The following is a 24,840-nucleotide window of genomic DNA, read 5'->3' as shown; positions in this document are numbered from 1 at the left end:
GTTGTTGAAACGGGGTGCTTCTATAGAAAAACAGTATTGTTTATATTTTTTGAAAATGAAAATGTGTCTAAAATAGAAATCAAAAAAATGTATGGGAAAATCAGGACCCAATTATAAAAAAATATATACCGAGATTATTGTCAAGAAGTATCCTGAAAAATACGAATCCTGTTATCCTATTTTGCAGAAGGAAGTTTTATCTGTTCTGGATGTGATCAAACTGAATCAGCTGATTTTTGCTTTTGAAGATCTGGAGACCTCGATATTCAATCAGAAACATAAGGCCTATGATAAGGCCACAATCTTGAATATTTTAGAATATCAAAAGAGAAATGGATATACAAATATGCGGATCGCAGATGAATTTAAATTAAGCAGAAACTCAATCGCAAAGTGGAAAAAAATATTTATGAAGTAGTAACCAAGAGATGATTTTTACTTCAAAATTCTAATCAATAGCCCAACTAATGTATGAATGACGTCATTGACGTCATTTTTTATTTAAAAATTCATAACCTATTCAAATCGTATTCTTTTACTGATATTTGTCATATGTGGTGAAATTGATAATGCTTTTAAACCTCTATTTTTGTGGTTTTTATAATTTAATTACGTTAATTTTTCAAAATCTATCATAAAAAAAATTAAAGTCTACTTGTTTTGTAGACTAAATGTTTTTAGCTTTGCAAACATATTTCGATCGGCTTATAAAGAAAGATGGAGGGAACTGACCCTGTGAAATCTTGACAACCTGCCCCTGTGCAAGGTGTTACATTCAGCCTTTAAAGGAAAAATAAGCATTTGGTTAATCGTATTTATCGATACCCTTTGCTGGATTTTCTGCAAAGGGTCTATTTTTTATATATGATAAATAAAATTGATTATGATTAGCAAAAAATTAAATAATTCTACAATCTGGCTTCCGTCCGTGGCTGTGTTTTTCCTGGGAATTGTCGCTGTACAGGGACAGGAAGTCAAGCCGAAAAAAGATACCATAAAAGAAAAAGAAATTGATGAAGTAGTGGTGATTGCCTATGGTAAAGCCAAGAGGACAAGTTATACCGGTTCCGTAGCGACTATCTCCAGCGATAAGATCAATAACAGAGCGGTTACCAATATTACAAAAGCTCTGGAAGGACAGGTAGCAGGAATCCAGGCTGTAAGTGCTTCCGGCCAACCGGGATCTACAGCCTCCATCAGAATAAGAGGAGTAGGTTCCATAAGTGCTTCAAGTGATCCTCTTTACGTTGTAGACGGAATTCCTTTTGACGGAAATATCAATTCCATCAGTCCTAATGATATTGAATCCATCAGTGTTTTGAAAGATGCAACGGCAAGTTCGTTATACGGTTCAAGAGGAGCTAATGGAATCATCATCATTACCACAAAATCCGGTAAAAAAGGAGAATCCAGGGTTAATTTTAATATCAGCCAGGGGTTTTCTGGCAGAGCAGTAAAGGATTATAAGCAGGTAACGACAGATCAGTATTTTCAATTGTACTGGGAAGCACTGAGAAACGGTTACCAATCCACTCAGATATCTTCTCAGCAGGCAGGGCAGATGGCAAGTGATAATCTTGTTTCCGCACTTGGAATCAATCCTTACGGAACTGCCTATCCCAAACCTGTAGGAGCAGACGGAAAGCTTCTTCCCGGAGCAAAACCTTTATGGAATGATGACTGGCGGGATATTCTTCAAAGAACAGCTTCCAGAAGTCAGGTAGATTTTGATATCAGCGGAGGGAGTGAGAAAAGCAATTACTTCTTTTCATTAGGCTATCTGGATGACAAAGGAATCGCCATTGAATCAGGATTTCAAAAATTCGCAACCCGACTGAAGATTAATTCAGAGGTTAAAAGCTGGCTGAACGCTGGGGTGAATTTAAGCTACACCAACAGTATTCAGAACGCACCGCCATCTTCAGATTCCAGACAGGATAATATCATCCAGGCCGCAAGAGTAGTTCCTTCATTTTATCCGTATTACGAAAGAAATGATGACGGAAGCTACAGGCTGAATGCAGATGGAAACAGAATCTATGATTTTGGAAAGTACAGACCTACCAGTGCATTGCAGAATCAGAATGCAGCAGCAACTTTGCCTTTGGATAAAAATGAAAATAAAGAAGATAACTTTTCAGGAAAAGGATTTTTAGAATTTACTTTCCTTCCGGAACTTAAATTTAAAACCAGTTTTTCTGTTGATTTAGTGAATTACAACGGACATTATTACTCAAACCCGCTGATCGGAGAGGGAAGTGAAATTGGGGGTTCTGTCACAAGATCAAACACAAGAACCCTTTCTTATACGACCAGTAATATTCTGACTTATGACAAGAAATTCGGGAAGCATCATATCAATGTTTTAGGAGGGCAGGAATTTTATAAATACGATTATCAGACGATTTCCGGTTCCAGAAGCCAGTTCTCCCTTCCTTACTATTATGAGCCGGATGCCGCAGCATTATTGGGGAGTTTTAGTGGAAACAGCAATCAATTTTCACTTTTAAGTTTCCTGGGAAGAGCAGAATATGATTTTAACAATACCTACTTTTTATCTGTTTCAGGAAGAGCAGACGGGTCTTCAAGATTCTATGCGGATAACAGATGGGGGAAATTCTGGTCTGTGGGAGGTTCATGGAAAGCTTCAAACGAAGATTTCATCAAGGATTTGAACATCTTTGATCAGTTAACCTTGCGGGCAAGTTATGGAGGTCAGGGAAATGATAAACTCTTAAGGCCTAACGGATCTTCACTTTATTACGCTTATCAGGAATTATACAAATTTTATAATAACCTGGGAGAGCCGGGAACGGTTCTTGAAAAAGTACAGACCAATGATGTGAAGTGGGAAACCAATCTTAATTTAAATGTAGGTTTAGAGTTTGCCATTCTTAACAACAGAGTGAAAGGGAATATCGAATATTTTAAAAGAAAAAGTCAGGATCTTTTATTTAATATGCCAGTTGCTCCTTCCCTGGGAATCAGTGATTTTCCTTTTAATGTCGGAACGATACAAAATACAGGTTTTGAATTTTCATTATTCACAACTCCGATCAAAAATGATAATTTCCAATGGAATGTAGATCTGAACCTGAGCACTTTAAATAATAAAATTACGAAGCTTCCAAAAGGTGCGGTAATCACCGGAACCAAGCGTTTGGATGTAGGAGGCTCTATTTATGATTTTTATATTCAGGAATGGAAAGGCGTAGATCCTTCCAACGGAAAACCTTTATGGAGATATATTTATCAGGATGCCAACGGAAATACAGTAGACGGAACCACTTCAGAATACGCAAAGGCGACCCGAACGTTTCAGGGCTCTGCACTGCCTAAATTAACAGGGGGGCTTTCCACAAGTATTGCGTATAAAAACTTTGATCTGTCAGGATTGCTTACATTCAGGATTGGCGGAAAGATTCTGGATACGGATTATACCTCATTGATGTCTAACGGAAATTCCGGCGGACGTGCCTGGAGTGCAGAAATGCTGAACAGATGGACTCCTGAAAACCCTAACACAGATGTTGCTGCACTAAGTACAACCACGAATAACTGGAATTCCTCTTCTTCAAGATTTTTGTATTCCGGGACTTATGCACGACTTAAAAATGTGAGTCTGGGATATACCCTTCCTTCTGATTATTTTGAAAAACTGGGGTTGAAGAAGTTTAGAATTTATGTTCAGGCTGAAAACCTTCTGACTTTCTATAAACATAAAGGAATGGATCCGGAGCAGTCACTGGATGGAACTACGTATTACAGATATCCTGCGATGAGAACGATCACTTTTGGTCTTCAGGCGACTCTTTAAACTTTTAAAATTTGAAACAATGAAAAAATTAAAATATATAGCTTTTGCTTTAATTACTTTCTGGTCATTGACGAGTTGTGAAAACGAGCTGGAAACTGCTCCTACAGATCAGGCCAACGGAGCGGAGGTTTTCAAAACGGCAGAAAGTGCAGAAACCGTTATTAATGGAGCATGGGCAAAATTTAATGATGACGGACCCACCTATGCGAATATTGGCTATTCAACGGTGTTGAGAACCAGTGATGCTATGGGAAGTGATGCGGCTATCCTTACCAATAAATATGGTTTTCCTTCAGCTTATGCATTTACAGAAATGGTGAATAATACCATCTCAAGACCACAATTTATTTGGTCTACATTGTATGCAACCATTAATAATATGAATAATGTGATCGCCCGTATTGATCAGACCGAGGGAAGTCAGGCAAAGAAAGATCAGGTAAAAGGACAGGCTAAAGCATTGCGTGCTTTCTGTTATCTGAATTTAGCCAGCTTTTACCAGTTCAGTTATCTGAAAGACAAAACAGCTTTAACGGCTCCTATTTATACGAAACCCTCAACGATCAATTCTGTTCCAAAGAAAAGAGCTAGCCTCGAAGAAATTTATGCATTGATTAAAAGTGATCTGACGGAAGCGGATAATCTTTTGACCAATTACACAAGAAATAATAAAGATAAGATCAATAAAGCAGTCGTCAATGGACTATTAGCAAGAACCTATCTGAATACCGGTGAGTGGAGTAAGGCAGCTGCAGCAGCTAAAATAGCCAGAGCAGGTTATCCGTTAATGACTCCGGAAAAATATAAGGAGGGATTCAATGATATAAGCAACGGAGAATGGATCTGGGGTCATGGGCAGACTCAGGAGCAATCGGGAGCGAGCTATGCTTTTCATTATCTGGATGTATCTTCCTCGGGAAGTTATTACTACAGTTTTATGGCAGATCCATTTTTCAAAGATCTGTTTGATACGAATGACATCAGATACCAGCTGTTTCAATGGGATGGTCTTCAGGGTAGGGAAGGCCTGCTGAGGTATTCCAAGTTTAAATTTAAAACAGGACTTATCGCAGATATCGTATTAATGAGAGCCGCAGAAATGTACCTGATCGAAGCTGAAGCTGAAGCCAGAAACGGAAATGTCGCCAATGCGGTTACAGCATTAAACCAATTGAAAGCGGCCAGAAATGCCAATCCTTACACAGGATCTCATGCTCAGACTGATGTCATCACGGAAATTCTGCTTGAAAGAAGAAAAGAACTTTTCGGGGAAGGATTCTCCCTTTCAGATATTATCAGAACGCAGGGAACCGTGGTAAGAAAACCATTCGTAGATACCAGCGGACAGCCGATAAAGGTACAGATTACCACGCCTGACGGAACGGTAAAAACAGTGAACGGAAGAGGACATTCGGTCTTTAATTTTCCGGATCAGACTGCTTTTGCACCGAATAGTAAGTATTATTTGTTCAGTATTCCGCAGAAGGAGATTGATAATAATCCGAGCCTGTAGTTTTATTTAGATTTGATTTTTAAAGCCACGATATCACAATATCGTGGCTTTTGTTATTAATGTTAGTTAGTATAAAGAATTTGTTGGAGTTTCTCATAATCACCATCTTGTCCAAAATTTTCGGTATTTGCTTTTGTTCCTGCTATTTGCTTCTGATGACAGTCGAAACACATCTTTGCCATTCCGATAATTTTTTCTTTCTTCTTAAAAATCAAAATATCTCTATAAATAGGAGCGCAGGCATATTCAATATTTTCACTTACGGTTTTCTCAACAAATATCTCATTGATCTTTTTGAATTTGTGAGATATTATTACTGTTTTTTTGAAACCGATTTTCTCCAGGCTTTTTATAAAGTCCGTATCATTTATATTCTTAGGAATTTTGTCAGTAATTACATCAAGTTTTAACTGATCTTCTTTTGAACGATTCGGAATAGTATCTAACGCCATGACTGAACTTTCATTTGTACTGACATGATAATGATCTATTCCGTCATAATCAAAGTAGGGGTTTCCGTATTTGGGAATGAATTTCTGTTCAACAGATTTATTTGATTGCTGCCCGTTATTGTTGCTTTGGTCCGGATTTTTACAACCTGAAAGGAAGAAGATAATAGTTACCAGCAGAAATCTTAAATTTGATATTGTGTAGTTTTTCATTTGTTATAAGTATACTCCATTTCCTGATATTGAAAAGTAAAATGATAAGTTTTATATGATCAAAAGAGAGCAACAAAATAAGACTTTTTTCCTGCTTCATTGCTTAAAAGGTGTTTGGATTTCATCGATACTTAACGATTTTTTATTTTACCCAAAAATAATAAAGTATAAACTCTTCTAATTTATAAGTATCAATCTTCTCATTTTGCCAAAAGCGTTCAATTTTAATAAGTCTATCCAGATCTTTCCATATGATCATTCTTCCCAAAACATTAGAATAATATGAAGCGATATCTACTCTTAGTTATTTAACATCGTTTTTATGAATTTTTTGTAAAAGACCTTTAATAAAGGGAAGTCTATTGCTTAGTCAGTAACATCTTTTTCGGATAGTATTAGAAACAAACTATCTTCTATCACTGGTTGTGCTACAAACTTTGCTTTTCTAAAATTGAGCTTTGAAAATCTTCTTAAGTATTCTCCTTCAGGATATTCTCCTTTTAATACTTTATTATAAGGATAATAATTTTGTTTAAATTTTGATGAATAGCCTTGTTTAAACATTACCATCATTGATTTAATAATTAAATCATACTTAATTTTTATTTTTGTTTTACTTTTTAAATAAAAAACTGAATTTCCATCTCCTGGTCTTTCATCTCCTATAAAATCACTATTTCCAATTTCAGTTAGATAAGCATTATGGATACTATCTAGTTTTCTCTGATATACTCCTGAAGACTGTTTAGGTTTTATTATTGCATAGACATTTATAGGATAATCCTCTTCTCTACTTCCTCGTGTAGAAAAACTTTTATAATTTTCATCTCCAAACTCCAAAGAGTTGGGTAATAAAAATATAATGTCTTGCTTTGTGCTATTTTCTATTTGAAGATATAGGGAATGATTATCTTTTATATACTTTAAATTAAATGTGTTTTTGTGTTCTTCTTTACAAGACAAAAGAAACATAATACCTATTGAAAGAAACAGATTATTTATCATTTCAGTGTACTTTTTAAATAATTATTGAATATTGGTTTTATCTTATTCATTAATGGTTCTAAATCTTCAAATGTACTAATTGCTGTATTAAATGCCCCCATATTTAAATTAAGTTTTCCCCAGCCCCTGAATATAATATATTCTTGTTCCCATCTTGAAGTGTAATATTCATGAACGCTTACAGTACTCTGATTCCATATAGTTCTAAATTCATTAAAAAGTCTAGCATTATTTAAAATAGAATGAAAAATCTCATGTCCCATCGTTAGATCTAATTGTTCTAAACTTACAAACGTTCCTTCAGGAAGATATATTCTTTGCCAAACCAGTTTTCCTTTATGGGTAAGACTTTCTGTGACGCCCCAAGCTTTTCCTCGAGGACCATCTAATAAGCCAGAATTATTATCAAAAGTGTAGCCGTTTGCTCGTAAAGATTGACTTAAGTTACTTGTCTCATCGACAATTTTGTAAGAACCTCTTATAAATTGATTTTTATAATGTAATTTATCTACTTTTTTCACTGTATCATAGGAGAAATCGACTCTAGTACCTCCCTGTAATGTATTATCATCGCTTACTAACATTTCGTTAATTCTATATTGGTATGAATTACTTAATTGGTTGACTACCCAACTAATCCCACTTACAATTCCAGCAGTGGCAGCACCAAAGATAGCTCCTCTATACATTCCTGTAAAGAAATTTTCTTTATTAAATAAAGCATCAACTCCTCCAGAAATAGCACCATTCATACTACCCACAATAACAGCTCCTTGGAAGCCACTGGCGGACATTCCTCCAGTCAATCCTTCCGTTGCAATTCCTGTGACAGCTCCTAAGAGTAAACTTTTAGCAAAACCATCCCAATACCATGTTGCATTGACTAAAGATTTAACAATGAACATCTCTTCACCCACAACTTCTCCCGAACCCCATGATGCTACATGTACTAAACATTATTACATTTCTTCTATTTTTTTCTTAAGCTCATCTGCTTTTTTTATATCTTTTTTTACACCAATACCATTTCTGTAAATTTCCTGAAGCATAGAGGCAGAGTTAATGTCATTTAACCTAACTCCTTTTTCTAAGTATTTTAAAGCATCTGACTTTGCTTTTTCATCAATCTTTGCAAAATCAAGAATATCCCTATATAAATTTTTATTGTTCATAGCAACAATACATATAAAAACCTGGCTACAACCATCCCCTTTATTGTATTTATCAGCCATAATTAAGGCATACTCGTATAATTCTTTATAATTCTTATTTTCTTCGTAGTGAATCGCAAGTCTATTAAATGAATAAAGATCTCCAACAGTAACTACTTCTCTTTTAAATTCTTCTAAATTTTTGTTATTTATAACAGTATCAGAAATTTTATTGTTTTCGAAAATTGCTAATGTGTCTGAAACCTCTTTAACAGAAGAGATCATCTTTTGTTCATTTTTATTTTGGCATCCGGTTGCGAAGAATAAAACTATCGACATCCCACCCCACAAACTGTATCTTGAATTTTTTTCTGTTGCCATATATTTGGTTGTATATATCTATATTTATCTAGTAATCCGGTTATATTTTGTCCATTAATGAAATGGTTCCATCTTCCCGGATTGAAGATTTTGTTTCGTCCTGCAATATCACTATAGGTACCACCAGTGGAAGTTGGTCCCGCATAGAATTTAGTACTGGGAGCAATAAATTCAGAGCTTTTAAAAGCTTTAGACAGCTTACTAGCAATACCGTTTCCCCATCTTCCTGTCTGGCAAGACATTAATTCAACTTTAATGTTTCCTCCCAATTCTCTATAACTCCTCCATGCTTCACTTCGCTGCATTAAAACTTCATCAAATTGTTTAGGTGTCATAATTTTTTGTCCATCGGGACCAAGAATACGATCAGGGGAACCATGAGTATATATTCTTACTGTTCCTTCCGGAACGTTTGTATCACTTTCTGCAAATTTATAAAGATACCCATCCTTATCTTTATTAAACCAGTTCAATCTATCTCCTGGGTTGTCATTTGATGCTATTCCTCCATTTCCATCAGCGTAATCCACATCATCAGCAATACTATTATTTACAGTAAATAAAGAACTAATTGCATATCCAATACCTCCAATTGTAGCCCCCATTACTGCTCCTTTATATAAACCAGTAAAGAAGTTCTGCTTATTAAATACAGCATCAATACCACCTGAAATGGCTCCATTCATACTATCAACTATGACGGCTCCATTAAAGCCACTGGCTGACATTCCTCCGGTGAGCCCCCCTGTAGCAGCTCCAGTGACGGCTCCTAATAATAAACTTTTGGCAAAACCACCCCAAGACCATGTCCCGTTAACTAAAGATTTTAATATGTACATTCCTGCAGCTACCATTGTTCCTACAACAGCTCCTGCAACCCATGATGCCACCAGTACACCAAATAAAGGCACCAAACATTCTCCATTAGGATCATTATACAGCAATGGATTATTCATCACATATCCATACTTATTAATCGTTTAGTAAATTAGCTCTCATTGTGAATTATATAAATCCAGTATTAATCAATGTTATATAATTCACAATAGGTATTAATCGATGCTCCCATTACTAAGTATTGTCTTTGACTATCTCAAAACAATATTATTTCTTTATAAATTCCCAATAAAATGCCTTTCTATATTCTGGAGACTTCATTATTAAATCGTAAACTAAGGTTTCAATTTTAGAATATTTTTCATTTTCTTTTTTGTCATTAGAACACTCACTAGATTTTAATGTTTCATCTTTTGCAGCATTTACATTGAAAGCGATTGTGGATTTATACAAAAGCTTACCATCCATATATGTACATTCACTAAGATATTTTGGATTGAGTAATAAATATAATTGATAGATATTTTGTAATTCCTTTTCACTTAATTTTATAGTTGTGCTTATATTTTTGTCTTCTCCGAAACCAAAATTATATTCTTTATATTGATACAGCCCAGTATAACTATTATACATGTCACTTTCTACAACAACTGAATCTTTATAATACAATCTACTATATTTAAAATTAATGTTGTCATTGTTAAAATTACTATTGTTTCTTTTTTGAGATTTACATCCCGAAAAAGAAAAGATAACAAAAAAAGCTATTATCAAGGATTTCATAATTTATCTTATTAACATAAAACGATTAAAAACTGGATGAATTTTATTAAAAGTATTATCTGTTCAGTATTCCGCAGAAGGAGATTGATAATAATCCGAATTTGTAATTATTTGGATTTGATTTTTTTTTGCCATCGTGTAGTGCGGTGGCTTTTTTGTTATGGAGATTACAGATGGTGTATAATAAAAAAAGCAGGCCTGCAGTCCCAAATGAAATATAAATTGTCATCTAATTTAGTTTCATTAGCGGTTCTGGAGCAAGTGGAACTTATCCAACAACTGGAAGAAAAAGAAAAAAATGTAGTTTACACAATTATCGAATCTTTTATCTCTAAGAAAAAAATTAAAGAATTCGTTCAGCAGAACGTCGCACTGTAAAAAATATCCCCCGAAGATTTTCGGGGGAGTGATTATTTTTATTCCCAAGCTATACCTTGAACTTGTTCTATTTTATTGATCTTCTTACAGCGTAAAAAACCATATTTTGTCTTGAAATTGAATTTTTTTAGTTCTTTATTTTTCCATATGAATTTGGAATATAACAAACTTTCATTATTACAATAATATTTTATTGTATAATCGCCCTTGAAAAAATTAAAAAAAATATCTTTAACATTTTCAAAATAATAATTTTCATTCAAATTAAATTGAATTTTGATCGACTCTTTTTCTAAATCTACTACAACTAAATCCTCACTAATTACTTTTTCTAAATGAATTAACTTCTCATTTAGGATATCATCTTTGCCTAGGCTATATTTCGATGAGATAAGTTGTTGACGTATTTTTTCTATATCCTCCATATTATCTAACCTTATATTTACCCCAGTCTTTAGGATTTGGAAAAATATGTTTATTAAATTTTCCTATTTTTTCAATATTAAAATGTATTGGATATCCTCTTCCTCCACCAATTTTTGGAAGACTATGTTTCTCAAATCTAATCATAAATTTTGTAGGCTTGTCAAGGTATCCATAACTAAATTGTCCTGCTATCTTTGTTTTATAAAAAAATTTTGCACCAGATACAAATCTAAAGAATCCCGCTCCGGTAAATTCAAGAGCCGCCGCACCCAAACCTTCACTCACTGAAAGACCAGTTCCCTCGGTATGAAGTCTTAATCCGTAGGTAGAATAATCAGCAGACATATTATCACCAGCTTCAAGAACAGTTACAGATTTACTACCAATTAATTTTCCTTTTGCATCATACAAATAATCGGTTGTATCACCTCCCTTTTTTCCTCCTGTTGCTGTAATAGTACCATCTGCATTTCTCCTAAATTCATCATCATCAGCTAAAGGAGAGTCTATCTGATGCTCTAAATGGTTGAAAGCTGTTACAAAAAATCCACTCATCGCTCCCTGCCAGAAGTTTCCTCCGGCCAGTACAGAACCTACACCACCCGATATAATACCAGTGATTAACATTCCTGTATTACTTCTAAGTGGGTTAAAGTCAAAAATACCATCGCTGGGAGCTTTCAAGAAGTCTCCTGCTAAACTTGCAAATGCACCACTTGCTGCACCACTCCAAAAACTACCTCCTGTAACGGAAGAAAGAACACCCATACTTACGGAATGTAATCCCGCTCTTGCCAATACAACACCAGTAGTACCCAAGGAATTAGCAATACTTGCGACCTGAAACAGTGTTCCTATTCCAAAAGACAATGCCCCGCTTACCATTCCGGTAATCGCTGACGAAGAGATAGATCTAAAAAATCCGCTAACCGTCCAATTACCTTTTATTAATGCTGTAGCAGTATAGGTTGCAGCTGTTATCGCGATTGCGGAGAAAGCTGCTTTAGCCATTACTGCTACCAAAACAGCAAATGCAAATTCTCCACTCGGGTCATTGTACATCAGAGGGTTGTTCAGTACGTACCCATACTTATTATAGTTCTGGGTATTGGTAGGATCCTGTATATTTTCATCAGCATTTAAGAACCTTCTTAAGAGCGGATCATATAGCCTACCATTCATGTGAATAATTCCCACTTCTGCAAAATGCTCATGGCTGGTATATCCTCTTTCTACTAGTAACGAAGTAGCATCAATTATATTTTTATCGGTGACAATGGCTCCGTTTCCTATTTGCAGATGGGTGAAATTACCCCAGGCATCAAAATGTCTCTGTTCCAGTTTATTTCCTGCTTCATCGCTGATGGCTAGGATACTTCCTAAATAATCCTTGTGCAGAAATTTATAAGAGCCATTATTTTCTGTAAAGTTTTTTAAATATATAATATTACTTTCATAAGGAGTTCCGCCAATATAAAGAATGTGTTTTTCCTTTCCGGTTATATTATCCTTAAGAACTTCAAAGCTTCCATCTTCACTGTAGTACTTGGTGAATTTTCCTTCCTGATCAGGATCAAAGTTCCCTCCATAGCTTACTTTCTGTCTCATGCTGGTAAGCCCGTACTGAAATGCTACATCCCCTTTTTCACCGTCAATGAAGACAGGATCATTATTTTCGTTATAAGCAATGCTCTGGATGAGGTCATTGTTATAATTTTGACTTCCTTCTGCGTTCAGGGTCATCCCGGTAGGTTGGTAGATCTTAGTTGAATTTTCGTACTTCATTGTTCCTACCTGATCATTTTCCATGATCCTGCCTTTAATGTCATAGACATTTCTGTTAGTGGAAGGTTTAATGCCTGTTAAAGGATTCGTCCAGTTGATCAGTCTGTTATTGTCATCATAATCAAATGATTCTACAATATTAAAATCTCCTCCGGTTGTTCTAACCTCTAATTCATTTTTGATAGCATTGAAATTATACGAAAGTTGTAGAATGCTTGGTTTAACAGCTGAAGAGTGATTGACCTGGCTCAAAGTTCCATCATTCTCATAGCTTTGATTAATTTCAGCCGCTCCCAATTGAGCTTTAAGAACCTGACCTTTTGAATTGATCTCCTTCAGTTCCCAAAGAATTTTCCCTGAATTTTTATCCTTAACCTGATACAATTCTCCATTCCATGCACTGTATACATTTTCAACTTCAACTTTAGTCAAAGTTCCGGAAGAATATAATTGTTTTTCGTAGGAAATTAGCCTTGCCTTATCATCATAGGTCATTCCTTTTTGGATAAAGTATTTTCCGTTACTATTTTCGGATGAAGATAATATTCTTCCCTGAGGATCGTAAGAAACATTAGAACTGTATGCTTTTTCTTTTGATGTCCCCGATTTGGTAATTATTCTTCCTTTATCATCATATGAATAGGAAATCATCTTATTAGTAGCCTGACCAGCATCTGTTGTAGAGAGCTCTTTCTGGTAAATAAGCTGGCCCGCAGTATTGTAAGTGTACTCTTTAGTACCTTTGGGGCTTATTATTTTCTTAGGCTGTCCGAATCCGTCATATTCGTATTTGTACAATCCGTTGGAAGGATCATTGAACTCAGATTTTCTACCCCAAGAATCGTATTTTGTAGTAACAATATTTTCGGCATACTGAGCCTTTATTTGTTCTCCGGCAGCATTGTAGGAGAATTGGATAGTTCCTCCCGGATCATTTGAAGATAGAACATTACCTAATACATCTTTGGTTTGGGAATTTGTTCTTCCGTAGCCATTGAGTTCTTTTACCGTCGTTGTTAAGCCTGAAACAGAAGTCACAACCTCTTTTCCATTGAATGATTTTGCCGTTATTTTTGTTGGAAAAACAGTATCATCATAAGTGATTGTATTCCATTGGGTGGGATTACTTCCTTCAAAGAAAGGCTCACTTTCTGCAGTTTTTCTTCCCAGTATATCATATTTGGTTTGTTTTGAAACAAACTTCCCCTGTGTAAATGCTTTGGTTAAAATTTCAGATTTCTGTCCCAGTTTGTTGGTGTATGTTTTTGATACATCACCATTAGGGGCATATTGTATAATTGTTATGCTGGAAATGGCATCTCTTACATACTGATAAGTTGTTGTACCTTCCACATTGGTTTTGGAAGATAGAAGTTTACCCCATTCGTCATATTTATTGATGAGTATATTGCCAAGCGGATCGGTTTGTTTTTCAATTTGTCCCAAATTATTGTGAATAAGGTGAGTTTCCAGACCTAAATTATCGGTTTTCTTTTCTACAAATCTTCCTTTAGGTTCATATACCGCTTTGTTAGTTAGTACCTGAGAATCTATACTATTATTGATTGTTTTTTGAGTAAGGTTTCCAAAACCATCATAATTATATGTTTCTAAAAGATAGCCAGTATTGTCTCTGTTCCAGGTTTTGAGTGTTTTTAAAAGGTTATTGTCATAAGTATATTCCTCTTTGGAAGATTTCGTATCACCATAAGCCTGCACGATATCGGTTTTAGATTCCGGACGGCCAATATAATAATCTGATCCGGAACCTGCTGGATTATGGATGTAATTGAATGTGGAAGTTGTTATAGCGTAACCATTATTAACATTTAATATGGTTTGTACCGGAAGATAATAACTATTATAAGATATTGTGTTACTTGTTATGGTATTTGTTAAAAAATCTTTTGTCCTTGTGCTTTCCGGAACAATAGCGGTAACAATTTTCGGCTTGTCTGTAGTATAGATCGAATAAATGTCTACAATCTGACCGTTTAATAGACTGATGGTTTTATAAATGGTTGATTTTAAGCTTAATAGTTGACTGTTGTTCTCCGAAATATCTGTTGGGAAAATTTTCGATTCATCATTAGTTCTGATGCTCCATTCTTTTACTGGAACGCCTTCATTCAGAAGGTCTATTTCTGTTCCGGACCAGATTTTTGTATTTTCCAAGCCATCAGCATACCAGGAAGAACGTGCGGTCTGATAATATCCTATCACTCCCTTTCCCTGCATATGTATAGTCATCCCTCTGTATCGGAAGTCCTGCTTTCTGCCTGCCTGTTGAAGTTGAGAGACAGCATACCCCCTGTTTATTCTATTTAAGGAGAAATAGGGATACAGTTCGCTTTTTGTATTTTTATAAAAATTAGGAGTAGTCACATTATCAGGAACAATTTCCAAATAGGTAGCAGATGTGGTAATTCCCCCTTGAGTAACAGACTGTATTCTTTTTAATTCATCTACCCCTGTAGGTGCTTTAATTTTAAGGACATTATTTTTCCTGAATAAGAAAACATTATAATAGTTATTATTTGATCTTATCACATTGGTTATCGGCTGATAGATGGAAAGATCGTCATACGGCTGAACTATAGTATACTGAGGTGGGGTAGGAAAAGTATAAATATTCTGGGTTACAAAATCTATGGCCCCGAACGTGGGAGTTCCTTTCGAAATCAGCCCATTCACAGCAACCCCTATTGTTCTCGTATTTGAAGTTAATGAGTTGGAATAGGAATGCACTTGAACAATATCTCATTTTCCATCTGCATTAAGATCCGAAATGGAATACATCGTTCGGCTAAATCTTAGCCAAGCCCCATTATTTTGTGTGGATTCATTTTTATACATTAAGAAATTAGGTTTGAATGCTGTATTAAAGCTTTTTCCTGTTCCTATGTAAAATTTCCAGTCATCTTTACCCACTTTTCCTTCCGTAAGAGGAAGGGTAAAGTCAAGCTTTCCATCCCCGTTGAAATCTCCAAATAATACCGGAAACTCATTCCCTTTGGTTTCTTCTAAATTTCCGGAAAACTTAATCTTTTTTATGTACACATTGGGTGCTGTCTCTACAAATTCAAATATAGTGTATGCAGTGTTGGATACATTAATGATATCCACCTTTCCATCACTGTCAATATCCATATATTTTTGATCCGTATATAAACTTTCATTAATCCCATTATCCAAAGTATAAGTAGAAACAGAATTCCTTGAATTGCTCAAATCTATGATATATCTTTGTACAGATCCTGATCCTGATAAAGTAAGAAAGACATTAGATATGCCATCACCATTGAGATCCCCTTCATTTAGTATAGCTGTACATGTTGTACATATTGTTTCAGAAACCAGTTTTTCGAATACCTTGACAAAGGTATTGTTTCTAAAAGCATATACATAAATCTTACCGCCTTCATACTCTGCAATCCCATTACCATTAACCACCTTTTTTGTTTCATCCAGGAATGTGTTAACAACTACAGAACTTGAATTAAAGATTTTATTAGTCTGAATAACATTAAAATCATCATTAAAAACCCCCAATTTAATAGTCCCATCAGTCATTACAAAATCCAGGTAAGCATCTCCATTAAAATCTCCTGTAAATTTAATTTTATCAAATAAGGCCTGGCTGTCTATATTCCAGCCACTAATAGAGGTTGGACTTTGAGCTGGATAATCAAACTCAATTGGATTCGCCGACTGGCCTGTCGAGTTAGATTCAGTAATCTTTTTAACGTACTGATAACCCGTAGAGTCGGTTATATATTCTGGTGCATATTTCTTGAAGATTTGTCCATTTGTTTTTACTGTAATATCCTTTAGAATCTTTGTTTGGGTAAACAAAGTTCCGGAACCATTGATATATGCACTTTCCGGAATATTCCTATTACTATAATCAAATATAATTTCATTGAAAGAAGCAGTTCCTAGCTTCTCGTTTCCTCCCCAAGTTATCGATTTAATGACGTTGACATTCTCTTCCTGATCATAGCTGTAATTGATAACATTTCCTTGGGCATCTTTCCATTTTACGATACTAAATCCCAAGCGATTGGTAGCATTACTCCAGCCAGGAGCTGTTCCTCCATACCAAGCCTGAGAGCCATCTTCAAAGGTTATCTCCCAATATTCGGGCTGTTTCCAGTTAGGCATATTTCCAAGGGATTTAATTTTGATGTTGGAATATTTCTCTGTAATGTATTCAGCACCATCTTTACCATATTCGCCTGACTTTAAAATAAGCCGTTGTCCATTGAAACTGTAGTAGTCCGAATAATCAATCTGGATACTTTTTACCTCACCATCTTTTTCTATGTTTTTTCCAGTTCTGGAAATAGAGGTTATACCAGATAAATTCCAACCATAGCCGGCAATCCCATTTCCGGAATCACTGGAATAGACAAGGTTAATTTGAGGGGCTACACTTTTTACTCCCGGAGGTAAGGCAATGGGTAAAGTAAATTGCAACTGGCCTCCACCTGCAACTTCAATATTTCCCTTTGTATCATGGAATTTTTGGTTACCAGAAACAGTGGTTCCACTTGGATTATTTGTTCCTGCATTTGAATCCACAGGTCCTCCTCCCGGATTTCCTGTATTGGGTCCAATTTTAGCAACAAAAGGATTGGATACATTAGATGTTGCGTGAAATCCCTGTGCAAGCACCACGGTTTGTGGATCCTGAACCGTCCGTGATGTATTTTCTGCCTGATAAAGTATGGTCTGTGAAAAGCCCAGTACTGAACACAAGGACAGTATAAATGATAAAATAAATTTCATTTCTATAATATAATTATAAGTGATAATTGTTGATCGATAAAGAAAAAATAGCAGTATCTGAAAATTTTAATCTTTCAGTGCTTCAGCCTTTTAATCCAAAAAATCTACCTTTTGGTTAAATTTCTACCAAAGATTCTTCCGTCTTTCAGGGTAAATCGTAGAATATAAACACCCCAGTCATACCCAGTCATATTGATCTTCAGCTGACGGTTCAGCCCCGGGATATTCTGTTGCTGGAATTTCCAGTGCACGGTGCTGTGCTGATAGAGTGAAACGGATTCTATAAGGTTATCTGCTTCTTCGGTCCAATCGATGGTAAGAACATCATTCACAGGCACTGGATAAAGTCGTATCTGTTTCCAGAATGTTTTTTCATCCATAGCAGGAGCTTGTTGCACTGCGGCTACTGTTTTAGTCTCTTTTTTTGCAACTTCTGAAGGGGTATTTTTTCCAGCAGCATTGGGACCTCTGTATCTCTGGTTTCCGGCTTCGTCATATTTGAAATAGACTTCAGTTTGAGAAAACCCGAAAAAGCCTATAAACAAAGAAAATATCGAAAGTAATTTTGTTTTCATAATCGGTTATTTTTTTTCAGAAAGAAGTTGTTCCAGTTGCTTTTCTATCTTCTCTACCTTTTCAGATTGAATCTTTAACTTTTTATTCTGCTCGATAGAATATAGAGTCAGTTCCTCAATTTTTTCAAGAAGCTTTACGTTCATTTCTGCTACGTTGATGCCGTCTTGTAAAACCTTTTCTGCCGAAGGGATATTGGGAAGATGACCTTTCTCCTGAATGTGTTTTTCCACCTCTTCCAAGCTGATCAGTTGATAATCTTTTTTAAATACGTAATCTGCCCATACGTTTGTTTTGACTTGAACTTCCTTAGCAAAAATTTTCCCGTCAAATCTTGCAGTGGCATTATTAAAGAATTTTACCCAGGTACCATTGGCGCCATCTTGAATTCCAATGTAATATCTTCCGTCATTATAATTACTAGGCATCGCAAAAATCATGTTATGGGTTCTGCCTAAGTTTCTAAAGACAGTATCTCCAGTTTGGGCTCCAAAGCATCCGTCACAGGTGGATTTTGCAATCTGAAATGAGCTAAGTGAACTGGCAACTTCTAAAATTGGATTTTCAGCCTGATAAATTCTGAACGCTGAATCATTATTGACAGGATCATTGGCCCCTATTTTTACCTTTCCATTTGGAAATATACGCATAGCTTCGGTACTGTTGGCTTTAAATACCAAAGGCTGATTATCAGTTGTTCCCAGAAAATGATTCGAAGGATTGGTTCCGGAGTTCCCTGTAGTATTCCAGGATTGTGCAAAAAGTGAAGAAGCCGAGAGGCTTAGAATAAATAATAAAGACTGTTTCATAATTTCTATCAGTATATAAGTAGTTTATAAAAAATGTTTAATGGAAATATTTTGTAAGGAATAGACAGTTTGCTTTTTTCACTTGCTGAGGAGATTTGTGTTTTTTTTTCGAAAGTAAATAATATCTGAATTAAATCCACATAACCTTGATACATATCATTTAAAAGAGATTTATTTGGTTTTAAAGCGAAGAAAAAAAGAAAATATTTAATTAAATTTTCTGAGTGGATGAAAAATATTAAACATGAAAAGTGGCTTCTAAGTCTTTCTTAAAAGTATATTATATTTCATTATCCTGAAAAAGGGAATTGAGAATAATACGAATTTGTAATTATATAGATGTTTTTTTTGTCATCGCTTGGTACGGCCGTTTTTATTATAGAAAGAGGAAAAATAAAATATTTTGAAAAGATTGATTGTAAAAAAATAGAGGAAAATAGAGGAAGATTTTTTTACTATTCAGTCTTCAATTGCTTTTTATCAGTTTAAGACTTGTGTGTTTTATCTCTTCTGAACAAAATAAACAACCTTTTCATTTTTATTTCGGTCTTTAAAACCGATCCTGATGCTATCCAGGCTTTCTCTTTTACTGATGTCATCATAGTAGAGCACAAGATTATCATTGTTAATTCCTCCACAGAAATTACAATAGAAATTGAGGAATTGACTATGGTCACTGTCTTCAGAAGAAAGGCCTATCTTGCCTGTTTTAAGATTTTTAATCCTTACACTGAAGGCAAAGAAACTTTTATTGATCGTCTGATCTTTTTTTGAATTGAATTTAAAAGTGGTAAATGCTTCCACAATCTCATATTCTCCCTGATTGATGATCACCTTATTTTCCGTAGGGCGATATTCTTTGATTAAAAGTTTTCTGCTCTTGGATTCTGAAACAGTTTGGGGCAGAAATTCTGTATCAGAGCCTACACAGGCGAACAGAGTTAAAAATAAAGAAATTAAAAAAAGTTTTTTCATAAGCTGTATCAGGCAGATCCTACTCCAAAAATAAAGAAAATATACCTCCCTTTCAAAAACACTGCAATGTCAGGAATATATTAAATGACCCATATAAATCTCCGGTTTTAGAAAAAATCTTTACCTTTGTCCATATGAACCTGTTAAGATGGATACTTGCATTCTATTTCATGGCATTGTCACTGATGCCCTGCGAAGATGTGCACCGTCCTGCAGGGCCTTCAGAAATTAAACTATCATTTAATATTCAGGAATCCCATTCAAAAGACAAAGGAGATATCTGTTCACCGCTGTGTACTTGCAGCTGTTGCCAGATGACTGTATCTTCTTTCAAAATGGATCCTTTATTTGAAATTCCGAGCCACGTTCAGGCTTACTTTTCAAAGAAAATTCTTTTCCAGAAAAACAATTTCGCTTACCAGATGTACGACCATATCTGGCAACCTCCTAAGATTTAATTTTTATTGATTATTAGAAAGTTAGGCTTTCTGTCTATTGAACTTTGCAATACCATTGCAGAGGTCTTCGTGATATTTTTGCAACGGCGTTATAGCCGCATGCAGTTATTACCAATAAAAATTAAATACAGATCGTGTTAGATAAAATCATAAAATTCAGTATCAAAAACAAGGTGGTCGTTGGTATCATGACCCTGCTTCTCATTATTTGGGGCGTATGGAGTGCTACAAAACTTCCCATAGATGCAGTTCCTGATATTACCAACAATCAGGTGCAGATCATCACGGCTTGTCCTACACTCGCAGGACAGGAAGTAGAGCAGCTTGTTACCTTTCCCATAGAACAAAGTATTGCCAATGTCCCAGACATCGAAGAAACCAGAAGTATTTCAAGATTCGGGCTTTCCGTGATCACTGTAGTTTTCAAAGAAAATGTAGACGTGTATTTCGCCAGACAGCTGATCAATGAACAGTTGAAGCTGGCCGTAGAAGAAATTCCTAAAGGAGTGGGAACTCCCGAACTTGCCCCTGTAAGTACAGGTCTTGGGGAAGTATATCAGTATATTCTCCACCCGAAAAAAGGTAGCGAAAAGAAATATTCCGCCAAAGAACTCCGCACCATGCAGGACTGGATTGTCCGCAGACAGTTGAACGGGACGCCGGGTGTTGCGGAAATCAACAGTTTCGGAGGAGAATTGAAACAATATGAAGTAGGAGTAAATCCTGACCGCCTTAAAGCGATGGGCGTAAGCATTTCCGACATCTTTACAGCCTTAGAAAAAAACAACCAGAATACCGGTGGAGCTTATATAGACAAAAAACCAAATGCCTATTTCATCCGTGGAATCGGTTTTGTAACCTCATTGGAAGACATTAAAAATATCTCCGTAAAAAATGAAACAGGAAGCGTTCCCATTTTTATAAAAGACGTTGCAGATGTTCGTCTCGGAAGTGCTGTACGTTACGGAGCATTGACCTACAATGGAAAAGTAGATGCCGTAGGCGGTGTTGTTATGATGCTGAAAGGAGCCAATAGTAACGACGTTGTCAGCCTGATTAAAGCTAAGATCCCAACCATTCAGAAATCCCTTCCCGATGATGTGGTGATAGAACCTTTCCTGGATAGAACAGATCTTGTCGGAAGAGCTATCAATACCGTAGAAAAAAACCTGATAGAAGGTGCCCTGATCGTTATTTTCGTATTGGTGGTTTTCCTTGGAAACCTGAGAGCCGGACTTATCGTAGCTTCAGCCATTCCATTATCCCTTCTCTTTGCTTTGGGAATGATGAATGTTTTCGGAGTCAGTGCCAATTTAATGAGTCTTGGAGCCATAGATTTCGGATTGATTGTGGATGGGGCCGTAATCATTGTGGAAGCGACATTGCATCACCTGGGCGTAAGGAAATCGGTACGGAATCTTACCCAAAGCGAAATGGACGAGGAGGTTTTCCTTTCTGCCTCAAAAATCAGAAGCAGCGCGGCTTTCGGAGAAATTATTATCCTTATCGTTTACATTCCGATCCTTACACTGGCCGGGGTAGAAGGGAAAATGTTTACGCCAATGGCTAAAACAGTAGGATTTGCCATTTTAGGAGCATTGATCCTTTCACTGACCTATATTCCAATGATGAGCGCTCTGTTCTTGTCTAAAAAGATTTCGCACAAAGAAACCTTTTCAGATAAGATGATGAACTTCCTGCAGAAGATTTATCAGCCGATGTTGCACAAAGCAATTAAAGTAAAATATATCATCGTGTCAGCCACGATTTTCGTTTTCGTCATCAGCGCCTTTATTTTCAAAAACATGGGTGGCGAATTTATTCCGCAGCTGCAGGAAGGAGATTATGCATTCCACTGTATTCTGCCGCAAGGAAGCTCACTCAGCCAGAGTATCGAAACCTCCATGCAGGCTTCAAGAATTATTAAACAGTTTGATGAGGTGAAAATGGTCGTAGGAAAAACCGGTTCCGCTGAGGTTCCTACCGATCCGATGCCTCCCGAAGCCACCGACCTGATTGTCGTTTTAAAACCACAAAAAGAATGGAAATCAAAAAAATCATATACAGAACTCGCCGATGAAATCAGTGAGAAATTGGAAACCATTCCCGGTGTGTTTTTTGAAAAGAACCAGCCGATTCAGATGCGTTTCAATGAGCTGATGACAGGGATCAGACAGGATGTTGCCGTTAAAATTTTCGGTGAAAACCTGGATTCACTGTCTATTTATGCCGATAAAGTAGGAAAGATCATCCAGACGGTTGATGGTGCGACGCCTCCTCAGATCGAAAGGATAAGCGGACTTCCCCAGATCAATGTAGAATACGACAGAACAAGAATGGCCAATTATGGTTTAAATATAGAAGACGTAAACAATGCCGTAAGTACAGCCTTTGCCGGAAAAGCAGCCGGTCAGGTTTTTGAAAACGAAAGACGTTTTGATCTTGTAGTGCGTCTCGACAGCCTTCACAGGACGAATATCGATGATGTGAATAATTTAATGATCGCGACCGGAACAGGAGCTCAGATTCCGCTTTCCCAGGTAGCCAATGTCAGCTATAAACTGGGTCCTGCACAGATCAGCCGTGAAGAAGGAAAAAGAAGGATCGTGATCGGTTTCAATGTAAAAGACCGCGATGTACAAAGCGTGGTAAAGGATATTCAGACCAAACTGGATCAAAAGATCAAGTTACCTTCCGGATACTATTTTACCTATGGCGGACAGTTTGAAAATTTACAGGAAGCCAGCAAGCGTCTGATGATCGCGGTTCCGGTTTCCCTGTTTCTGATTTTTATGCTGCTCTATTTCACCTTCCACTCATTTAAGCAGGCTGCATTGATCTTCACGGCCATTCCGATGAGTGCCATCGGAGGGGTGTTTGCCCTTCTTTTAAGAGATATGCCGTTCAGTATCAGTGCCGGAATCGGGTTTATCGCTCTTTTCGGTGTCGCAGTTCTTAACGGAATTGTTTTGATCGGAACCTTTAATCAACTTGAAAAAGAGGGCGAAACGGATGTACTGAAAAGAGTATATGAAGGAACGAAAACCAGATTAAGACCCGTTCTGATGACTGCAACAGTAGCTTCGTTAGGATTTTTACCGATGGCGATTTCTACAGGAGCCGGAGCTGAGGTACAGAAGCCTTTGGCAACCGTAGTGATCGGGGGATTGGTAACGGCTACATTCCTGACATTATTTGTTCTGCCGATGCTCTATATTATTTTTAATTCAAAGATTCCACGAAAGATGAATAAGATTAAGCCCATTACAACAGTTATTGTTCTTGGATTTCTGATGTTCGGACAGACGTTCAATGCTCAGGCCAGACAGATTTCCGTAGATCAGGCAGTAGAAATGGCCGCCGAAAACAATTTGGTTTTAAAATCAAAAGATCTGAATATAAAATCTGCAGAAGCTTTGAAAGGGACGGCAAAAGAACTTCCCAAATTAAACTTTGAAGCACAGCTTGGACAGTACAACAGCCCGAAATTTGACCAGTCATTTGCCATTTCGCAGAGTATTCCTTTTCCTACGCTCTTCAAAGCAAGGAGAGAATTGATCACTGAAAATATAAAAACCAGACAGATCGATAAAGAAGTTTCGGCGAATGAACTGACAAAACAGGTAAGAACCTATTATTATCAGATCGAATATCTTCAGTACAATCAATTTAAACTGAAAGATCTTGACAGCCTTTATCAGGATTTTATCAGAATTGCAACGGTAAGATTTAAAGCGGGAGATATCAAGAAGATTGAAATTAATACAGCAGAAACCCAAAAAGGAGAAATCAATCTGCTGCTGAAACAGAATGAAGTGTATTTAAACAATGCCTATAAAAATCTAAAGACATTACTGAATACCTCCGAGAATTTCGAAGTTCCGTTTAAAAGCGATTACGAACCTTTGAAGACCGAAAATATTCTGGACAGTTTATCGGTAGCCAACAATCCTACGGTCAAAGCTTTTTATCATGAAATGGAAATTGCCGAAAAGAATAAAAATGTGGAAAAATCACAGGGACTTCCTGAGTTTAGCCTTGGTCTGACGAGCCAGTCACTGATAGGTTTGCATACCAAAAACGGACAGGAGAAATTCTATAATGCCGGAGACCGTTTCAATTCATTTTCTGTGGGCGTTGCCATTCCATTGACGTTTGGAGCGACAAAAGCGAGAATGCAGTCTCTGGAATACGAAAAATACGCCGCTGAAACCAATGCGAAGATGCAGCAGAAACAGCTTTCGACACAGCTTGAAAATGCTTTCGGACAGTATCAGCAGGACATACAGCAGTATGAATATTATGTCAATCAGGCTATTCCGAATGCTGAAAAAATTGTCAAGGCAGCTCAGTTAGGCTACAAAACAGGAGAAATCTCTTACGTAGAATATCTTTTTGCCCTGCAGACCGCCACCAATATTCAGTTGAAATATTTACAATCCATTCAGCAGGTCAATCAATCTGTAGTTACCATTAATTCAATCATCAATAAATAA

18 protein-coding genes and 1 riboswitch are annotated in these 24,840 nt (G+C 36.4%); of the genes, 6 read left to right on the top strand and 12 right to left on the bottom strand.

The window, feature by feature from the left end; genetic code table 11:
• Positions 1 to 91: 91 nt before the first annotated feature.
• The 3 genes from BW964_RS10935 to BW964_RS10925 all read left to right on the top strand — a co-directional run bounded on the left by BW964_RS10935 (position 92) and on the right by BW964_RS10925 (position 5,330).
• Positions 92 to 418, top strand: coding sequence for a transposase (locus BW964_RS10935; protein WP_076507127.1), 327 nt, complete (start codon positions 92 to 94; stop codon positions 416 to 418).
• A gap of 284 nt (positions 419 to 702) precedes the next feature.
• Positions 703 to 800: riboswitch (SAM riboswitch) on the top strand.
• 83 nt (positions 801 to 883) lie between these two features.
• Entirely contained in the window at positions 884 to 3,817 is a 2,934-nt protein-coding gene (locus BW964_RS10930; RefSeq protein WP_076507126.1) for a SusC/RagA family TonB-linked outer membrane protein, read from the top strand.
• Positions 3,818 to 3,836: 19 nt separating this feature from the next.
• Entirely contained in the window at positions 3,837 to 5,330 is a 1,494-nt protein-coding gene (locus BW964_RS10925; RefSeq protein ID WP_076507124.1) for a RagB/SusD family nutrient uptake outer membrane protein, read from the top strand.
• 62 nt (positions 5,331 to 5,392) lie between these two features.
• Here the strand turns inward: BW964_RS10925 and BW964_RS10920 are convergent, their stop codons facing one another.
• The 6 genes from BW964_RS10920 to BW964_RS10895 form a co-directional block, all read right to left on the bottom strand.
• A complete protein-coding gene (locus BW964_RS10920; protein ID WP_076507123.1) occupies positions 5,393 to 5,992 on the bottom strand; it encodes a hypothetical protein in 600 nt (199 codons plus the stop codon).
• A 366-nt stretch (positions 5,993 to 6,358) separates the two neighbouring features.
• A complete protein-coding gene (locus BW964_RS10915) occupies positions 6,359 to 6,997 on the bottom strand; it encodes a hypothetical protein (RefSeq protein ID WP_076507121.1) in 639 nt (212 codons plus the stop codon).
• Complete coding sequence (locus BW964_RS10910) at positions 6,994 to 7,902, bottom strand: hypothetical protein (protein ID WP_167369805.1); 909 nt, start codon at positions 7,900 to 7,902, stop codon at positions 6,994 to 6,996. The genes BW964_RS10915 and BW964_RS10910 overlap by 4 nt, the downstream gene beginning before the upstream one ends.
• Positions 7,903 to 7,956: 54 nt before the next feature.
• Positions 7,957 to 8,529 carry an SEL1-like repeat protein gene (locus BW964_RS10905; protein WP_123912001.1) on the bottom strand — a complete coding sequence of 191 codons (573 nt, stop codon included), beginning with the start codon at positions 8,527 to 8,529 and terminating at the stop codon, positions 7,957 to 7,959.
• Positions 8,478 to 9,485: a hypothetical protein gene (locus tag BW964_RS10900; protein ID WP_076507116.1), complete on the bottom strand. Its 1,008-nt coding sequence runs from the start codon at positions 9,483 to 9,485 to the stop codon at positions 8,478 to 8,480. The genes BW964_RS10905 and BW964_RS10900 overlap by 52 nt, the downstream gene beginning before the upstream one ends.
• 148 nt (positions 9,486 to 9,633) lie before the next feature.
• Positions 9,634 to 10,149: a hypothetical protein gene (locus BW964_RS10895; protein WP_076507115.1), complete on the bottom strand. Its 516-nt coding sequence runs from the start codon at positions 10,147 to 10,149 to the stop codon at positions 9,634 to 9,636.
• Between the two features lie 222 nt (positions 10,150 to 10,371).
• On the opposite strand from BW964_RS10895, the gene BW964_RS22540 reads away from it, so the two are divergent.
• The gene (locus BW964_RS22540) at positions 10,372 to 10,527 is read left to right on the top strand and encodes a hypothetical protein (RefSeq protein WP_165789201.1); all 156 of its coding nucleotides are present in this window, start codon (positions 10,372 to 10,374) and stop codon (positions 10,525 to 10,527) included.
• 38 nt (positions 10,528 to 10,565) lie between these two features.
• Here BW964_RS22540 and BW964_RS10885 read toward each other — a convergent pair whose 3' ends face one another.
• The 6 genes from BW964_RS10885 to BW964_RS10860 form a co-directional block, all read right to left on the bottom strand.
• Positions 10,566 to 10,952 (bottom strand): hypothetical protein, encoded by a 387-nt coding sequence (locus tag BW964_RS10885; RefSeq protein ID WP_076507112.1) that lies wholly within the window; start codon positions 10,950 to 10,952, stop codon positions 10,566 to 10,568.
• A 1-nt stretch (position 10,953) separates the two neighbouring features.
• Positions 10,954 to 15,486 carry an RHS repeat domain-containing protein gene (locus BW964_RS10880; protein ID WP_076507110.1) on the bottom strand — a complete coding sequence of 1,511 codons (4,533 nt, stop codon included), beginning with the start codon at positions 15,484 to 15,486 and terminating at the stop codon, positions 10,954 to 10,956.
• Positions 15,487 to 15,498: 12 nt separating this feature from the next.
• A complete protein-coding gene (locus BW964_RS10875) occupies positions 15,499 to 17,529 on the bottom strand; it encodes a SpvB/TcaC N-terminal domain-containing protein (protein ID WP_084175807.1) in 2,031 nt (676 codons plus the stop codon).
• Positions 17,530 to 17,633: 104 nt separating this feature from the next.
• Complete coding sequence (locus tag BW964_RS10870; protein WP_076507107.1) at positions 17,634 to 18,104, bottom strand: hypothetical protein; 471 nt, start codon at positions 18,102 to 18,104, stop codon at positions 17,634 to 17,636.
• A 6-nt stretch (positions 18,105 to 18,110) separates the two neighbouring features.
• Positions 18,111 to 18,911: a cell wall anchor protein gene (locus BW964_RS10865; protein ID WP_076507105.1), complete on the bottom strand. Its 801-nt coding sequence runs from the start codon at positions 18,909 to 18,911 to the stop codon at positions 18,111 to 18,113.
• Positions 18,912 to 19,412: 501 nt separating this feature from the next.
• On the bottom strand, positions 19,413 to 19,886 hold the full coding sequence (locus tag BW964_RS10860) for a hypothetical protein (protein WP_076507103.1): 474 nt from the start codon (positions 19,884 to 19,886) through the stop codon (positions 19,413 to 19,415).
• A 134-nt stretch (positions 19,887 to 20,020) separates the two neighbouring features.
• On the opposite strand from BW964_RS10860, the gene BW964_RS10855 reads away from it, so the two are divergent.
• Together BW964_RS10855 and BW964_RS10850 are read left to right on the top strand one after the other, a co-directional pair.
• Entirely contained in the window at positions 20,021 to 20,344 is a 324-nt protein-coding gene (locus tag BW964_RS10855) for a DUF6660 family protein (protein ID WP_034723892.1), read from the top strand.
• Between the two features lie 134 nt (positions 20,345 to 20,478).
• The gene (locus tag BW964_RS10850) at positions 20,479 to 24,840 is read left to right on the top strand and encodes a CusA/CzcA family heavy metal efflux RND transporter (RefSeq protein WP_076507102.1); all 4,362 of its coding nucleotides are present in this window, start codon (positions 20,479 to 20,481) and stop codon (positions 24,838 to 24,840) included.

The sequence above is a fragment of the Chryseobacterium shigense genome (assembly GCF_900156575.1).
Classification (GTDB): domain Bacteria; phylum Bacteroidota; class Bacteroidia; order Flavobacteriales; family Weeksellaceae; genus Chryseobacterium; species Chryseobacterium shigense.
The sequence above is the reverse complement of the archived record's forward strand: the minus strand, read 5'-3'. Positions and strand labels throughout refer to the sequence as shown.

Bases quoted from the DNA above. Each gene is read 5' to 3' on its own strand.
- BW964_RS10935 (WP_076507127.1), top strand. From the start codon at position 92: ATGGGAAAATCAGGACCCAATTATAAAAAAATATATACCGAGATTATT.
- BW964_RS10930 (WP_076507126.1), top strand. From the start codon at position 884: ATGATTAGCAAAAAATTAAATAATTCTACAATCTGGCTTCCGTCCGTG.
- BW964_RS10925 (WP_076507124.1), top strand. From the start codon at position 3,837: ATGAAAAAATTAAAATATATAGCTTTTGCTTTAATTACTTTCTGGTCA.
- BW964_RS10920 (WP_076507123.1), bottom strand. From the start codon at position 5,992: ATGAAAAACTACACAATATCAAATTTAAGATTTCTGCTGGTAACTATT.
- BW964_RS10915 (WP_076507121.1), bottom strand. From the start codon at position 6,997: ATGATAAATAATCTGTTTCTTTCAATAGGTATTATGTTTCTTTTGTCT.
- BW964_RS10910 (WP_167369805.1), bottom strand. From the start codon at position 7,902: ATGTTCATTGTTAAATCTTTAGTCAATGCAACATGGTATTGGGATGGT.
- BW964_RS10905 (WP_123912001.1), bottom strand. From the start codon at position 8,529: ATGGCAACAGAAAAAAATTCAAGATACAGTTTGTGGGGTGGGATGTCG.
- BW964_RS10900 (WP_076507116.1), bottom strand. From the start codon at position 9,485: ATGAATAATCCATTGCTGTATAATGATCCTAATGGAGAATGTTTGGTG.
- BW964_RS10895 (WP_076507115.1), bottom strand. From the start codon at position 10,149: ATGAAATCCTTGATAATAGCTTTTTTTGTTATCTTTTCTTTTTCGGGA.
- BW964_RS10885 (WP_076507112.1), bottom strand. From the start codon at position 10,952: ATGGAGGATATAGAAAAAATACGTCAACAACTTATCTCATCGAAATAT.
- BW964_RS10875 (WP_084175807.1), bottom strand. From the start codon at position 17,529: ATGAAATTTATTTTATCATTTATACTGTCCTTGTGTTCAGTACTGGGC.
- BW964_RS10870 (WP_076507107.1), bottom strand. From the start codon at position 18,104: ATGAAAACAAAATTACTTTCGATATTTTCTTTGTTTATAGGCTTTTTC.
- BW964_RS10865 (WP_076507105.1), bottom strand. From the start codon at position 18,911: ATGAAACAGTCTTTATTATTTATTCTAAGCCTCTCGGCTTCTTCACTT.
- BW964_RS10860 (WP_076507103.1), bottom strand. From the start codon at position 19,886: ATGAAAAAACTTTTTTTAATTTCTTTATTTTTAACTCTGTTCGCCTGT.
- BW964_RS10855 (WP_034723892.1), top strand. From the start codon at position 20,021: ATGAACCTGTTAAGATGGATACTTGCATTCTATTTCATGGCATTGTCA.